The organism is Streptomyces sp. NPDC017991 (assembly GCF_044328075.1).
Lineage (GTDB): Bacteria > Actinomycetota > Actinomycetes > Streptomycetales > Streptomycetaceae > Streptomyces.
The window spans coordinates 248,951-263,042 of sequence record NZ_JBIRGP010000015.1 but is presented as its reverse complement, the minus strand read 5'-3'; the positions used below and the strand labels follow the sequence as shown (position 1 = coordinate 263,042).

At 69.2% G+C, this 14,092-nt stretch carries 14 protein-coding genes; 2 read left to right on the top strand and 12 right to left on the bottom strand.

Translation table 11 applies throughout. The features are described from left to right. Positions 1–55: 55 nt before the first annotated feature. Together ACH4DZ_RS36580 and ACH4DZ_RS36575 are read right to left on the bottom strand one after the other, a co-directional pair. Positions 56–613 carry a transposase gene (locus ACH4DZ_RS36580; RefSeq protein WP_398292808.1) on the bottom strand — a complete coding sequence of 186 codons (558 nt, stop codon included), beginning with the start codon at positions 611–613 and terminating at the stop codon, positions 56–58. Further along, positions 610–1,149 carry a winged helix-turn-helix domain-containing protein gene (locus tag ACH4DZ_RS36575; protein WP_398292659.1) on the bottom strand — a complete coding sequence of 180 codons (540 nt, stop codon included), beginning with the start codon at positions 1,147–1,149 and terminating at the stop codon, positions 610–612. The genes ACH4DZ_RS36580 and ACH4DZ_RS36575 overlap by 4 nt, the downstream gene beginning before the upstream one ends. A 490-nt stretch (positions 1,150–1,639) precedes the next feature. On the opposite strand from ACH4DZ_RS36575, the gene ACH4DZ_RS36570 reads away from it, so the two are divergent. Further along, on the top strand, positions 1,640–1,990 hold the full coding sequence (locus ACH4DZ_RS36570; protein WP_398292657.1) for a hypothetical protein: 351 nt from the start codon (positions 1,640–1,642) through the stop codon (positions 1,988–1,990). Between the two features lie 102 nt (positions 1,991–2,092). Here the strand turns inward: ACH4DZ_RS36570 and ACH4DZ_RS36565 are convergent, their stop codons facing one another. The 6 genes from ACH4DZ_RS36565 to thpR all read right to left on the bottom strand — a co-directional run bounded on the left by ACH4DZ_RS36565 (position 2,093) and on the right by thpR (position 7,608). Further along, the gene (locus tag ACH4DZ_RS36565) at positions 2,093–2,404 is read right to left on the bottom strand and encodes a hypothetical protein (RefSeq protein WP_398292655.1); all 312 of its coding nucleotides are present in this window, start codon (positions 2,402–2,404) and stop codon (positions 2,093–2,095) included. Positions 2,405–2,535: 131 nt separating this feature from the next. After that, entirely contained in the window at positions 2,536–2,712 is a 177-nt protein-coding gene (locus ACH4DZ_RS36560) for a hypothetical protein (RefSeq protein WP_314413077.1), read from the bottom strand. 653 nt (positions 2,713–3,365) lie between these two features. Then, on the bottom strand, positions 3,366–4,079 hold the full coding sequence (locus ACH4DZ_RS36555) for a ParA family protein (protein WP_398292653.1): 714 nt from the start codon (positions 4,077–4,079) through the stop codon (positions 3,366–3,368). 181 nt (positions 4,080–4,260) lie between these two features. Continuing rightward, positions 4,261–4,833: a helix-turn-helix domain-containing protein gene (locus tag ACH4DZ_RS36550; RefSeq protein WP_398292651.1), complete on the bottom strand. Its 573-nt coding sequence runs from the start codon at positions 4,831–4,833 to the stop codon at positions 4,261–4,263. Then, positions 4,830–6,164 (bottom strand): transcriptional regulator, encoded by a 1,335-nt coding sequence (locus ACH4DZ_RS36545; protein ID WP_398292649.1) that lies wholly within the window; start codon positions 6,162–6,164, stop codon positions 4,830–4,832. Before ACH4DZ_RS36545 ends, ACH4DZ_RS36550 begins: the two co-directional genes overlap by 4 nt. A gap of 814 nt (positions 6,165–6,978) precedes the next feature. Beyond that, entirely contained in the window at positions 6,979–7,608 is a 630-nt protein-coding gene (gene thpR, locus ACH4DZ_RS36540; RefSeq protein WP_398292647.1) for an RNA 2',3'-cyclic phosphodiesterase, read from the bottom strand. A 554-nt stretch (positions 7,609–8,162) separates the two neighbouring features. Here thpR and ACH4DZ_RS36535 point away from each other — a divergent pair. Continuing rightward, positions 8,163–9,233, top strand: a complete 1,071-nt coding sequence (locus ACH4DZ_RS36535) for a DUF3500 domain-containing protein (RefSeq protein ID WP_398292645.1) — start codon at positions 8,163–8,165, stop codon at positions 9,231–9,233. A gap of 335 nt (positions 9,234–9,568) precedes the next feature. Here the strand turns inward: ACH4DZ_RS36535 and ACH4DZ_RS36530 are convergent, their stop codons facing one another. The 4 genes from ACH4DZ_RS36530 to ACH4DZ_RS36515 all read right to left on the bottom strand — a co-directional run. After that, entirely contained in the window at positions 9,569–9,838 is a 270-nt protein-coding gene (locus tag ACH4DZ_RS36530) for a GlsB/YeaQ/YmgE family stress response membrane protein (protein WP_398292643.1), read from the bottom strand. A 155-nt stretch (positions 9,839–9,993) separates the two neighbouring features. Beyond that, positions 9,994–11,235, bottom strand: a complete 1,242-nt coding sequence (locus ACH4DZ_RS36525; RefSeq protein ID WP_398292641.1) for an MFS transporter — start codon at positions 11,233–11,235, stop codon at positions 9,994–9,996. A gap of 101 nt (positions 11,236–11,336) precedes the next feature. Continuing rightward, the gene (locus ACH4DZ_RS36520; RefSeq protein WP_398292639.1) at positions 11,337–12,581 is read right to left on the bottom strand and encodes an ATP-grasp domain-containing protein; all 1,245 of its coding nucleotides are present in this window, start codon (positions 12,579–12,581) and stop codon (positions 11,337–11,339) included. After that, positions 12,578–14,092, bottom strand: a 1,515-nt coding sequence (locus ACH4DZ_RS36515; RefSeq protein WP_398292637.1) for a hypothetical protein, incomplete at its 5' end; no start/stop codon positions are given. The genes ACH4DZ_RS36520 and ACH4DZ_RS36515, both read right to left, overlap by 4 nt.

Genomic DNA, 14,092 nt, shown 5'->3' with positions numbered 1-14,092 from the left:
GATGAAACGACCTCTTAAGCGGCTTGAGACGGCCGCGGAGCGGAGCAGAGACGAACTACTGACCTTTGCGGATTGGCTTCGGGGGATCTGGGCTGAGGGTCAGTCCGGTGCCGGTGAGGCAGCCGTCGATGAGCTCGGGATGGCGCTGGATGTGGGCGAGTCCGCGGCGGAGGGCTCGGGTGAGGTGGTCGGGGTCAGTGAATGCGGTGTTGGCCATCCACCCGCGTCGTAGCAGGGACCAGATGCCCTCCACCGGGTTCAAGTCCGGACTGTAGGAGGGCAGCTGGATGACGGTGAGCCAGTCGTGGTCGGTCGCGTAGTTTCTCATCCCGGCGGCACGATGGGTGTTCAAGTTGTCCCAGACGACGACGATCGGAGCGCCGAGCTGAAGGTGTGCTCGGACCAGGAGGTCGCGGTAGTCCTGCCAGGCGAAACTCTTGCGTGCTCCTTTGAGGAGCGAGTGGAAGCGGGGCCGGTAGATCAGCCGGGACCTTTCGCCGGGCCGGTAGCAGCACAGTGCGGCGACCGAGATCCGCCGTCGGGACCGTCCTGGCACTCTGACCACGGGAGTCTGCCCGCGGCGGCCCCAGGTGCGGGCGTGTGGCGGCGTCATCGCGAACCCGGCCTCGTCCTCGAAGACGATGTAGGCCCCGAGCGCCGCCGCGGTACTTCCACCTGCGGCCACACGTCCTTCTTCCAGAGCTCGACCGCGTGTTCGTCGCGTTCCAGCGCGCGACGGGCCGGGCTCTGCCAGGACCAGCCGTGGCGGTGCAGCAGCCGCCACACTCCCGCGATGGAACAGCTGATCCGGAACTGGCGGCCGATCAGCGTCCGGACGCGTTCCAGTGTCCACCGCTGATCTTCCCAGCGATGCACGGCCGGTCCCTTGGCCAGCTCATCCTCCAGCCTGGCGAACCGCTCGTCCGACAGCTTCGGCAGCTTTGCGGGTCCCTTCGACTTCAGACCTTCCATGCCGCCTTCACGCCAGTTGCGGCGCCACTGCTCCACCGAACGCTCGCTCACCCGCAGGTCTTTGGCGATGTCCGAGGTTCTGTCACCCTGTGCGAATCTCTGCCCGGCCTCCAGCCGGATCCCCTCACGCGCAGCCCGGCGATCGGCCGTCAGGCCCCCACCATCCGCGTACCGCATAACACCGGCCTACCGCATGGATCACTCAACGTCACCACCCGAAGGCAATCCGAAAAGGTCAGTAACGGCCGTGGCTCTTTGATGTTTCCGGAGCATTGCGGCGGTGGAGAATTGTGATCGGGGGATGATGACCGTGCCGGAGACCAGAACACCTGGGGTACCAGGGCCTGCGCCGCGCTCGTGGCTGTCCAGGGTACGCGGCGCGATGCTCGTGCACGCCGTGCCAGCGGCCGGAGGCGGAGCTGCGGGACTCGGCGCTTACGCCGGGTTTGCGGCTCAGGCGACGGGCCCGCAGAGCGTGGTCAGCATCTGTCTGAGCGTTTTCAGCTCACTCGTGGCCGCGGGTGTGTGTACGGCGGCCTGCTGAGCCGACGCCGTGCTGTTTGGCTCGTCGGGCCATGTCCGCGCTTCGCTCGACTGGTCGTGCGTCACAGAACTGCGGCTCCGCGTCCAGCAAAGCTTCCACACCTCGGCTGATCGGCTCGGCCGGATGACCACTCTCTGGTACACCGGCCGCGACGGAAGACCCGTCGAGTACACGCATTCACGGGCAGCCCCCTTGACGGTACGTCAGGTCGCGGCGGCCGACATGCGCACGCCTCTGCAGCGACAGAACACCCTGAACACCTTGACCCAGCAGGCCCTGAGATGCCGGGAATCTGTACAACTCGTTCTCCCCGCCTACCGGTTACCCGACGGCGCCGACCTGATCTTGGACGGCACGCATCGGGCGGTGACAGCCCTGCGCGCCCGGGCGCACGTGACGGTCTTCCTGTACGTGCTGCTGGGGCCCACGGACCCCACGATCCTGCCCGACCTCGCGCACCACCTGGACCGATAAGCGGTCCAGCACCGGCCCGCTCCAGGATTGCCGTCTGGCGCTCAGGTGCAGATCTCCGGAAACCCTTGCTGGCGCGAGGTAGGCGATCTATATGAAGTCTGCTCACGACGGCTCCGGGTGAGACGTCAGACTGGGCGGGTAGCCCTTGGCTCGCAGGAATGCGTCGAGGGCAAGGGCGACGATATCACCGTGCGGGATACCGGAGTCGGCGTTGTAGCGGCGGATGCGTCGCTGGAGCTGCAGAGATTCGGGTACGGCGTAGTTGAGTTGTCCACGGTTGGTATGACGGCCTCCGAGGATCTCCTTCGTGTCCGGATGCGGGGCATGTGGGTCTTCAGGGTGGCTGATGTGGGCTTCGAGGAGATCGGCGAGGTCACGTAGTTGGCGGGCGTGGTGGGAGAGGTCGTCGGGCATAAGGTGCTCCGGTCGGATCCACTAGTCGAATAGTGGGCCGCCTATTGGCCTAGCGGACTAGTGGAATAGTCGGGCGACGGGTGGCCGTGAACGCGTGGTGCGTTCGCGGCCACCCGGGCGCCGCGTTCGGGTCAGAAACCGCGGGTGGTGAGCCACTCGTCCAGGGCGACGGAGACTATGTCGCCGATGGGCAGGTGGTCGAGTTCGTTGTCCAGGGCAAAGCGTTTGATCCGCTTCTTCAGCTTCAGTGCCGCGGGGACCGAGGAGTCCAGGCTTTCGCGGGCGATGATGCGCTGGTTGAGAACCACGGCGGCCTCGGGAATGTCCGCGGGCCGGCCGGGCCCGTGGGCCCAGGGTGTTCCCTCACTCGCTGTCGCCTGCGCCTGAATGTTCTGCTCCTGGCGCGATCCTTGAGCGCCGCTTTGTAGAGGGAACGCCGTACCAGCCGTAGTGGGAAGGGCCGCTGGGCGGACAGCGAGCTGGGTTGCTTGCACGGTACCCGCAACTGCCGCGGTGTTCTGGGGCACCGGATTCTGTGAACCGTGGTCGGTAGCCGGGGCAGGGGCCTGTGTCTGCAGCTGCCGTTCCGCGGGATGCAGTTCCGAGTCAAGTCGAGATTCGGAAGGAGCGGCAGCGACGTCCGCCGGTTTACCGAGTGCGGGTTCTTGGTGGGCGCTGCTCTGGTTGACGGCAGGCACCGGGGGCGACTGCTGCAGTGTGGGGGCAGTCTCAGTTCGGTCCACCAGCGGCTCTGTGCCAGTAGGTGCTGGGGCTGGCTGCTGAACTTGCGTGTCACCACTGTGTGCATTGTCTGCCGTCTGGGCGGCGACCTGTTCAGCCGCGTACCGTTCGGGGGTGAGCTCGGCGGCCGGGGGAGGAGGCGGAGCCGTTTTCTTGGTCCCGCCCAGGGTGCGACCGCTGGTTCGGCGGGTTGGCGGTTTGGGCCTTTCGTTCTTCTCGTTCATGCGGTGAGTTCCTTCATCAGGTTGGCGTACTCGCTTAGTTCGGTGGGGATCTCGCCGAAGGCCTCCATGTAGTGCACCCAGGAGTGGATGACGGTCTCGGCGAGCGGGAAGGCCTCGTCGCGATCGGGGCCGATGCCCTCGCCCTGGGCGGGCTCCAGGAGCTGGTCCTTCGCGCGGCTGGGCAGGCTGGTGCGGTCGTCGGCCTTGACCATGACGACGTGGGCGGTGACGCCGTGCTCGTTGCGGGCGGCGGCACGCTCGGCCTCGTCGAAGGTGGCGACGAGTTTGCGGCGTTCGATCTTGGTGGGGGCGACGGGGATGAGCAGTAGGTTCGCTTCGGCGACGGCTTCGTGGAAGATGCGGGCGCTGCCGCCGCCGGCGTCGACGATGATCGCGCCGAACTCGGTGCGCTTGGTGCGGATGTATTCGGCGATGTCGTCGAAGGGGTAGCGCTCGATGACCAGGTTGGCGGGGATCTCGAAGCCGGCGGCCTGGGCGACCTTGAACCAGTCGTAGGCGGACTGGCTGGTCGCATCCGCGTCCAGCAGCAGCGTCGGTAGTCCGAGTATGACGGCGTAGTAGAGGGCGATGAACCAGGCGGAGGTGGTCTTGCCGGTGCCGCCCTTGAGCATGCCGATGACGATGACGAAGGCGTCCCAGGCATCGGCTGTGGCGGTGGTCAGGGTCTTGTGACGGGTGTGTTCACTCACGTGCAGGTCTCCTGAAACTGGAAGGTGGAATGCATTGCGGGTGGTGGGTCGCCGACGTCGACCCACGGCGGCCTGCCCGTCACCGGGGGCGCTCGTGCCGTCTGCCCGCAGTCGGGTTGGTGCGTGTGCGTGCTGATGGTGCGTTCGGCGCGGGCGGCGACAGCGCGGAAGCTTGTATTGCTCATGAGCGCCGCCTGCGGCGGGGAGTAGGTCCGTGTTGGTGTGGGGGCCGCATGCGGGTTTTGGCCAGGTGTAGAAGGCGGTAGACCGTGGCGACGGAGTAGTGGCACTGCTTGGCCAGTTCCGGCACGGATGCCCCGGCCTCGTACTTCGCCCGCAAGGACGCTGCGAGCTTTTTGCGCGTTGGAGCATCCGCCGTCGAGCGCATCCGCAGTGTCTGCTGGGTGGTGCGTGGGGTGCCTCCGGCCTCGATGAGTAGGCGGCGTGCGGCACGCCTGGTTCCGGCCCCTGTTGCGGCCAGGTCGGTGAGGGTCGCGCCGTGTTTGTCGTAGAGGGTGCGTAGCCGGAGTGCCAGGCGGTGGCGGGCTTGTGCGTCTTCGCGTAGTCGGCGGGTCTGCCATGAGGTGCGCATGGTGGTTCCGGCTTCGCGTAGGCGGTTGAGGACGGTGCCGTAGGACATTCCGCTGGCGGTGACGAGGTCGGCGACTGTGGCCCCGGCTTCGTACTGCTCGCGCAGTGATTGAGTGGTCGCCAGGTCGTGCCGGGTTTCGTTCGGGGGAGGTTTTGGGTTCACGCGGCGGATTCCCATTCACTGAGGGCTTCGGTATGGGCTGCTGCCAACTCGTCATAGGTGCGCTGGTCGGCTGGGGTGATGAGGATGAGTCGGCCGTCGGTGGCCACACGCCAATCGGCGGCTGGGCGTCCGGTTGCCGGGTCGAGGACGGACCCGTCGGGGGAGTGCCATGGGGCCGGGATTTCGTCGGCGCGGGGTGCCGGGACCAGGATCGTGCGGCCGTTGCGCACGATCACCGCGGCTTTGCTGCGGTGCTGCGTGAGCCGTTCCAGTGCCTGGCGGTAGGCCGCGCGTTCGGTTGTGTGCAGGGTTTTGCGCCGGGCAGCAGTGCCCGCGGTGCCGTAGCTGTCGGCGAGGGCGTCCCAGCCGAGCGTGGGCTCTTCACCTGGCGTTGATTGCGATGCGTGGGTGGGCAGTCCGATGCCTTCCAGAGCCCGAGGTGTCAGAGCCCAGGTCTGGCCGGTCTGATGGACGAGGCCGTGCAGGGCGAGGCGTCGCAGGGCGCGGTAGGCAGTGGCACGGGAGAGAGAAGCTGAGCCGATCAGCTCTACGACGCTCTGTCCCGGGTGCAGGTGCAGAGCGCCGATGATCATCAGCGCGGAGCTGCCGAGACCCTGGTGGGTAAAGGCGTCGTGGCCCATCAGGCGGGCGATGATGGTGGAGTCGATGTCGGCTGACCGGGCTGTCTCAGGCGTGGGCCACTCCTCAAGTACCGGGTCGGGGGGGAACTGAGTGGTCCGGACACGAGACGGCGAAGCGGGGGAGACCCGGCTGGGAGTGCTGCCGCTATCGAGATACCAGGTAGAGCCTTCGCGGCCGTGGCCGACGCGCAGACGGCGTAGCCAGCCCCGTGGCTTGAGGACGGTCTGATAGACGGCTCGCAGCGTTGTGCGGGAGATTCCAGCTTCCTCCGCGGTCTGCCGCTCACTGGCATGGTGCAGAAGGCCGCCTGCGGTCTCGGCGAAGTTCAGGTGCGCCCGCAGCACCCGCAGCGCGGTCCGTCCCCGCTCTCCACGCCAGGGTGTGGTTTCGATGCGGTCGCGCAGCATGGCGAGGGTCTCGTACGCCTCATGCCGGGAGCCCAGCACCCTGGTGGTGCTGACCGCGGCCGCAGCGCTGTCCCACACCCGGCGGATGTAGTCCAGCGCGCGTGACTCGCCGGAGCGCAGCGCGATGCTCCGGGCATGCCGGCCACCTTCATGCTCCGGGTGCAGCAGGAACTGGGCCAGTTGGTCGGCGGTGCCGCCGGCTCGGGCCACGTGGCAGGCGATGGCTGCGGTGATCCGGTGCCCGTGCTCGGCCGCGCCCTGGCGGTCCGCGCGAAGGAGCACGGTCCGACTGTCGGAGCCGAGGCGGCTGTAGCTGCCGGTGGCATAACGGCCGGTGAGGTCTCCGAGCAGGACGAGATCGGCTGCCGTGGACGGCAGTTGGAAGAGTCCTACTGGTGTGAATTGGTTTGTATGAAGGGTGTGGTGTGGCACGCTGGGGTCGTCTCGCAAAGACGTGGACGCCACCCAGGCCCGCTAGAACCGCGGGTGGTGTCCGGGACCGACCTCCAATCGGTGCCAGCCGGTGCCTCCAGGATTGCCGTCCTGGAGGCACTCGTATGTCTGGCCCCGAGTGGAGGCAGGCGTCCCCATCGCCGCTCGACCGGGGACAAGCCGGAGACTCGTCAGAGGTATAACCCGTGATCCGTACCGGTCAACTCCGGTCACCTAGAGGCTGGTTGCGAGGGCTGATGCCTCTGACTGCCTCTGAGCGACCCGGGTCGAACCGGGGTCGAATCAGCGCGTTTTCCTCTGACTGCCTCCGCTCGCCTCTGCAACCCGTCCTAGCAGGTCACAGCCTCATCGCCCCCACACAAACGCAGGTCAGAAAGATGCGCTAGCTGTACCACTGGTTCCTGGCGAAGGCGGTGGTGTGCGGCATGGCTGCGGCTCCCGTCGTTGGGTGATGGCGACATCGTCCGGAAGGGCGCCACCGGGGCGCAACACCTCTTCCGTCCCACGGAAGGGGCAGGAGGAACTGCCTGTTCAGGGCGGGTGATCGTCTGCGGGAGTGAAATGAGCAGATTCTTCGTCTGCTGGGGTGGCCGGCTCGTCCTGGCCTGGCGTGCGAGGCCCGGGGTCCGAACTGTTCCGGTGCTCAGGCGGAGCAGTCCGGGGCTGTTTCGGATCGGGATTCCTTTGACGAGTGGCCAGTGGCCAGTGTCCATGCGTCGATGTCCTGATAGCGCCGCGGACCTGGGTGGCCGCTCACCGTGCTGCCGACCAGGTGGAGGCGCTCGGTCCGCCAAGGGCGTCCGGTGAAGCCGTCGAGGCAGGCGGCTGCCGCGGTCACGGACGTGTTGTCGTAGCGGCGGGCGCGGGCCAGTGTGAGGTGGGGACGCAGCGGACGTTCGGCGAAGGCGATGTCGCAGTCCCTGACCCGCGCCCGTACTGCTTCGGCCAGCTCGTGCAGTTGGTCGAGATCGCCCTCGATGCCGCTCCACAGCACTCGCTCGTCGAAGTGACCGCCACCGAGCAGCGTCAGTTCGAGGGAGGGGCGGGCAGCCGCCAGGTCGGCGAGGGGTGAACGAAGCCGCTGGACGGCCTGCACCGGCAGCTCGCCGAGGAAGGCCAGGGTGATGTGCCAGTCCTCGATGCGGTTCCAGCGCAGGCCGGGACAGGCGGCGTAGGCCGGGCTCAGCGCGTGCGCCAGCTCGTTCTTCGCGTCGTCGGGCGGCGCGAGGGCGATGAACGCGTACTGGGTGGCGCTCTGGGGCGGTTCGGTCACGCATGTCTTCCTACCTCATGCGTGGTTCAGGGCTGCACCTGGCAGCAGGAGAGTTGGACCGAGGGAGCGGTACGCCTGGAAGGGGACGTACCCGGCAGGTCCGGAGACTCAAGCTCCTCGAAAGCGCTTCGAAGTCAAGGCTTCTTGACACGCGATTCACAGGTCTGGTCAGTAACTTTCCTGGCGAGAGAGCGTGTGGCCGTCTCCTGTCGTGAGGCTGGAGGAGAGCAGCAGAGGAGCACTCCATGACTGAACCACGTACCGGGTATGAGGACCGTGAGGGCGCGGATATGCATGGACACCGTCGCCACGAGCCCGGTTCACCTGGGTTCGCGTCGCGTCGCCGGTTCATGCGGAACGCCTTCGCGGCGGCGGGTGTCGCCGCGTTCGGCACGATGGCCGCGGTGTCCCGGGCGGGCGCGGCGTCGGATGGGTCGTCGACCGCTTCGACGGCCTCTGCGTCGGCCACGGCGTCGGCTGTCCCCTCGGGTGTCCCGAGTGGTGGGACCGGAGGCCCGGGTGGCGGCGGTGGCATGGGGGTCAAGGACGCATTCGTGGGCGTGACCACGGACGGCACCGTGATCGAGGACCTCTACAGCATCCACCGGACCGGCGTGTCCACGAGGGAGAGCGTGGCCGCGGCCAAGGCATGGCTCGCCACCCTCACGGCCGCGCAGCGCGAGGCCGTCGCCTTCCCCGTCCAGGTCTCCGACTACACGCAGGACCAGTGGCGGCTGTGGACCAACGTGGACGGTGACCGCGACGCGGGTCTGAGCCTGCAGGACATGACGAAGGCCCAGCGTCTCAAGGCGCTGGCGATCCTGAAGGCGGGCATGAGCGCCCGCGGCCTCAAGAACGCCGACACGGTCCGTCATCTCAACCTCTACGGGGGCCAGTTGGTCGATCTCACCGACCAGTTCAACGACGAGTTGTACTGGCTCACGATCATGGGGACCCCGTCGGCCACGGAGCCGTGGGGCTGGCAGTTCGAGGGCCACCACCTGGTCGTCAACTACTTCGTCCTCGGCGACCAGGTCGTCATGACCCCGACCTTCATGGGGACCGAGCCGCGCGTCGCCAATTACGGCATCGACAGCGAGTACGAAGGCACGAAGAGCTTCGAGGACGAACTCGCCGCCGGCTACGCCCTCCTGCGCTCGCTGAGCGCGGACCAGCAGGCGGTCGCGGTCACCACGGGCGCCACCAGTGACCGGGACCTGACGGCCGGCGCGTACTCGGACAACGCGGTCATGCCGTACGAGGGCATCAAAGCCACCGAACTGACCCCCGCGCAACTGGCGAAGCTGTGGAAGCTCGTCGAGCTGTTCGTCGGGAACGTCGACGAGGGCCACGCCAGGGTCAAGATGGCCGAGATCAAGAAGCACAGGGACGACACCCACTTCTCCTGGCACGGTGCCACCACCGACGACACGCCGATGTACTACCGCGTCCACAGCCCCGTCGTAGTCATCGAACTCGACTCCCAGGACCTCGGGCCCATCGGTAAGGCGGCGGGCTGGGACGCCGGGATGACGCAGCGGCACATCCACGCGATCATCCGTACCCCCAACGGCAACGACTACGGCAAGGATCTGCTCGCCCTGCACCTGGCCCTCGACCACTGACGAGACGGACCGGTCGGTCCAGCTGGGCCTGTCCCGGCTTCCTCCACGCCGGCCCCATGGGGTTCCTGTCTGGCTTGCACCCCGAGATCCAGTGCCTGTGCCTGCCGCGGCCGTTTCCAGGCGGTGTGCCAGGTGCCCATGTGCGCGCTGGTGCCCGAGTCGGCCGCCACTGTGGTGCCGGCCCGGAAGGACACGCAGTCGACCACGGAATCGACGCGGTCGAGGGAGGCAACGCAACTCACATGCGCAGACCGCTACGGGGACATCCGCACCGCGAAACGGCTCCGCCTCGCAGGGAGGCGGAGCCGTTTCGCGGGTGCGTGCGGGTACGCGGGTCAGGCGTGGCGGCGGTTGCCGGTGACGGCCCGGTACACGGCGAGCAGGATGAGCGAGCCGACGATGGCGGCGATCCAGGTGGAGATCTCGAAGAAGCCGTCGATGGAGTCGACGCCGAAGATCACCTTGCCGAGCCAGCCGCCGAGGAGACCACCGGCGATGCCGATGAGCATCGTGATGATGATGCCGCCCGGGTCCTTGCCGGGCATGAGCGCCTTGGCGATGAGGCCCGCGAGCAGACCGATGAGTATCCAGGCGATGATGCCCATGATTGTGTCTCCTACCTGGTCGTATAAAGACTGTGTCAGAGCATCCGTGTGTTCCGTGCCGGGGTTTTCAAACACGGGTTCGCGGATTCACAGGCTTCCGTGGGTGAAGTTCCCGCCGGGGTGCGGGCCGCCCGTACCGACCGGCGGTCGCTTCGTCACGTGTGCGAGTCCGTGGGCCGGTCCGCCGCGCCCGACGGGGTTTCGGGTTCCGGTGTGGGCGGGCGGGACATCCGGTGGTCGAACCAGGCGGGGACGAGCGCGGCCGTCATGAGGGCGCCGGTCGCGGCGAAGGCCACGGAGTAGCCCGTTCCCGCGCTGAGGAGGCCGAAGAAGACGGCGCCGAGCCCCATCCCCGCGTCGTAGGCGAAGTTCCACAGGGCGCTGGCCACCCCGTAGCCCGACGGGGGAACGCGGGCGTACATCAGTGTCTGGGTGGCGTTCTGGGCGATGCCGAAGCCGGTGCCGAAGAGGGCCATGCCGACGAGGACGGCCGCGGCGCTGCCCGTCGGCGCGGTGGCCAGCATGCCGCCGGCGCACAGCAGCAGACCGGGGACGACCAGACCGGCCGGCCCGTGGCGGTCGCCGTACCGGCCCGCCACCCAGCGGGCCCCGATCGCGGTGGCGGCCTGCAGGAACAGCGCCGCCGAGACCAGGCCGGCCCGGTCCGGCGGTACGGCCAGCGGCAGGAAGGTGGCGATGATCCCCGCGCCCAGCGCGGTGGTCGCGAAGACCGCGGCCGGCAGGGCCAGCGCGGGGGTGCGGAAACCCTCGACCATGCCCAGCGGTTTCCGCGCGGCCCGTTCACGCCGAGGGAGGCCGGCCACCGCGGGGACGGTGGCGAGCGGGAGAACGGCCGCGATGACGAACACCGCGGTGTATCCGGCGTGTTGGGCCAGCCACACGCCCAGGGGAAGGGCCACCACCGACTGCGCCCCCGACACGACACCGACCAGGGCCAGACCCTCGCCGCGCCGTTCGGGGGGTATCAGCACCGCGGTCAGGGCGCCGCCACCGACCACGGTCAGCGCGAAGCCCGCACCGCGCGCGAGGCAGACGGCCACGACCCAGCCCATGCTCTGGGACATGGTCAGCAGCAGCGAGGGAGCGCCCAGCAGCACCAGCCCGGTCGCCAGGACGAGACGGTAGCCGTAGCGGGCCGTGAGGCGGGGCGCGGCCAGCTCGCCGCAGACGGTCGCCAGCATCAGCGCGCTCGTGGACAGCCCCGCCGCGCCGTCCCCGCCGCCGGACCCCTCGGCGTACAGGGGAACGACCGACAGCAGCAGGAAGAAGCTGGCCGAAGCTCCGACGATGGTGACCAGACGCAGGATCAGCGGCCAAGTCAGCAGCGACGGCCGGGAGTTGCGCGCCCCGGGACCGGACCTCTTCCGAATGGCCATACGGCGGAAGCTAGCCGACATCGCCGGCCACCGGGAAGCTCCCGCCCACGGACGCGACCGCACCGCCGAATCCGGCCGCCGCCCGCCGCCGTGTCCGGACCTCAGGCCGCACGTGTGTGGATCCTGATCTCCCGCAGGTTGCGCCGGCACGCCTCGATCGCGGCATCGGTGTCGGGGCCGAGAGCCGAGATGTGGCCCAGGCCGTCCCACTGGCCCTCCAGCGGGCGGACCAGGTCTCCGGGAACCACGCCGAGGCTCACCGCGAGGGTGTCCGGGTCGGCGCGTACCCGCTCGACACCCTCGACGCGTTCGACCCTGCCCTGCTCGGCCACCACCAGCCAGCTCGCGGCGGCGCCCCGGGCCACCGGGCGTCCGGGCAGCGGGTCCGCCAGACCCAGGGCCCAGGAGAGGGCCAGGGACTGCGCGTCGTGCCCGTACACGGCGTCGATCATGTCGGTGAGCAGGGCGCCGCCCACCCGGTTCTGCGATTCGCAGATGACCGGGCCCCGCGGGCTGAGGATGATCTCCGTGTGCGCGGGGCCGTCGCGGAATCCCATCGCCCGGAGGAAGCGTCGAGCGGTGTCGGCCATGCGCTCCTCGTCCTCGGCGGGCAGCCGGGCCGGCAGGGCGTGGCCCACATGGACGTGGGTCCGCGGGCGGGTGATGGCCTCGGTGACGGCGAGCACCACGTGCCGCCCGTCGAAGCTGAAGGTCTCCACGCTGTAAAGAGGCCCCGGGACGTACTCCTCCATCATGAAGTGCTCGATGTCGTACGCGCCGGTCAACGGGTGTTCCGTGGCCGTGTGCAACCGCCGGATCCGCTGCCGGACCGCTCCGAGCGCTTCGACGCCGTCCACCTTGACGACACCGAAGCTCGCCGTGCCGCTGGTGGGCTTCACGATGAAGGGGTAGCCGTGCGCGGATCCGAACCGGCCGAGGTCGTCGCCGTCGGTCAGCAGCGCGGCGGCCACCCGGCGGGCGCCGACCGGCGGTCCCACGGCGAGCCGACGGCGCATGAGCCACTTGTCGGTGAAGCGGTGGCTGACCTCGTAGGGCGTTCCGCCCAGCCCCAGCAGGTCGTTCACCCGGGCGGCCGGGTCGAGTCCGGGTTCGGTGAGCGACACGGCGGCCGAGAAGCCCCAGTTCTCGTACGCCGTCTCCACCAGCGGCCGCAGGGTCTGCCAGTCGGTGTAGTCGGCGAGGAGGACGGTCTCGGCGAGGGACCGCTGTTCGGGTGCGAACTCGTCCTCGAACTGGACGTACACCACCCCGAGTCCGAGATCCGCCGCCTTTCGCAGGTGCTTCGGGGTGCCCCCGATGAGCAGGACGCGCTTGGGGTTCCTCATACGGGCTCCTCGCGGGCTTCGGGCTCTTCGCGGGCTTCGGGCTCTTGGCGGGCCTCGGGTGCTACGCGGACTTCGGGTTCTACGCGGGTTTCGGGCTCCTCGCGGAACAGGCCGGGGAAGTAGTTGATGTCGGCGAGCAGGATCGCGGGCAGCGATGCCGCCGACGGCAGGGAGCCGCGGGGTCCCGCCAGCAGGTCGCGGTGGCGTCGCAGTGACTCCGCCGACAGGGGCAGGGCCCCCGCGCGCAGGTACCGGATCGCCCCCTCGGGGTCGCGGCGGGGGACGATCTGCGACCTCGCGAAACGGCTGGCGCTGAACGGGATGTCGAGCGTGCCGTCGGCGAAGGCGTCGACGATCGCCTCGGGGAGCGCCCCGGCCGTGGCCGTGCGCCCCTCCAGCACCGGACCGACGATCTCGGCGACCTCCGCCAGAATCCAGCGGCGCTCCTCGCGGACCCGGTCCTGGTCCACCGAGAGGAAGTCCAGGAGCGGGGAGTTGGCCCGGTCGGCCAGCCGCACCCCTTCGATGTTCGCCTGGACGTCCGGGATTCCGGCCGCCTCCTGATGGGTCTTGGTGATGATCTTCGAGGCCCTGCCCAGCCGGGCCACCAGCGCGCCGTAGAGGATCAGGTCCTCGGCGTGGCGGCGCGCGCGGGGGAAGACGCCCATGAACTCGTGCAGCACGGGGTGGACCGCGACGCCCGGCGGCAGATAGCGCTCGGCGAGCACGGGGACGGCGGTGAGCGCGGCGACGTCCTGTTCCAGATGGCCGCCCTGGGGGTACGCGACCGACAGGCAGCGCACTCCGGCCCGTGCGGCCAGTACCGCTTCGAGCACGCTGACCGCGAGGCTGATCGACGGCGGGACCAGGACGGCGGTGAGCGTGCCGAACAGTTCGCGGTCCACCACCAGGCCCAGCTCGGCCAGTTCGCCGCAGCGGCGGTCGACGCGGTCCCAGGCCGCCAGCGACACCGCCAGGGGCACCTGCTTGGAGTAGGGGAGGTTGTAGGAGATGCCACCGCCCTCGAACGAGGTGATCCCTCCGGCCACGGCCACGTCGAAGAGCCGCTGCGGCTCCGGTGAGCCGTGCCGCACCTCCAGGGGCGCGGCGACCGCCTCGTTCAGGTCCCGGGCCCGCCGCCAGCCATGGGCCACCAGCGGGTAGCCGTTGAGCTCCTGCGGGCGGGCGACCAGCAGCCGTTCTGCCTCCTCGAAGCGCCGCAGCCGGGTGTGCGAGTCGATGGTCAGGGTGAGCACGTCCGGTGCGGCCTCCGCCTCCAGGGAGCGCAACAGTGTCCGCATGCTGTCGTGCCGGGCCACCCCGCACCGGGGCTGGACCGCCACCCGGCCGCGGTCGCGGGCCGCCGCCAGGACCTGCGGAACACCGGGCTTGCCCAGAGCGGCGACATAGGCGACGGACTCCCGCAGGCTCGGGAGAGCCGTCCCGGATCCGGTGCCCCGGCCCGTCCCGGATCCGGTGCCCCGGCCCGTCCCGGATCCGGTGCCCCGGCC

Excerpts from the sequence above, each read along its gene's own strand:
- ACH4DZ_RS36575 (WP_398292659.1), bottom strand. The coding sequence starts at position 1,149 with ATGCGGTACGCGGATGGTGGGGGCCTGACGGCCGATCGCCGGGCTGCG.
- ACH4DZ_RS36520 (WP_398292639.1), bottom strand. The coding sequence starts at position 12,581 with ATGAGGAACCCCAAGCGCGTCCTGCTCATCGGGGGCACCCCGAAGCAC.
- ACH4DZ_RS36565 (WP_398292655.1), bottom strand. The coding sequence starts at position 2,404 with ATGCCCGACGACCTCTCCCACCACGCCCGCCAACTACGTGACCTCGCC.
- ACH4DZ_RS36530 (WP_398292643.1), bottom strand. The coding sequence starts at position 9,838 with ATGGGCATCATCGCCTGGATACTCATCGGTCTGCTCGCGGGCCTCATC.
- ACH4DZ_RS36525 (WP_398292641.1), bottom strand. The coding sequence starts at position 11,235 with ATGGCCATTCGGAAGAGGTCCGGTCCCGGGGCGCGCAACTCCCGGCCG.
- ACH4DZ_RS36580 (WP_398292808.1), bottom strand. The coding sequence starts at position 613 with ATGACGCCGCCACACGCCCGCACCTGGGGCCGCCGCGGGCAGACTCCC.
- ACH4DZ_RS36570 (WP_398292657.1), top strand. The coding sequence starts at position 1,640 with ATGACCACTCTCTGGTACACCGGCCGCGACGGAAGACCCGTCGAGTAC.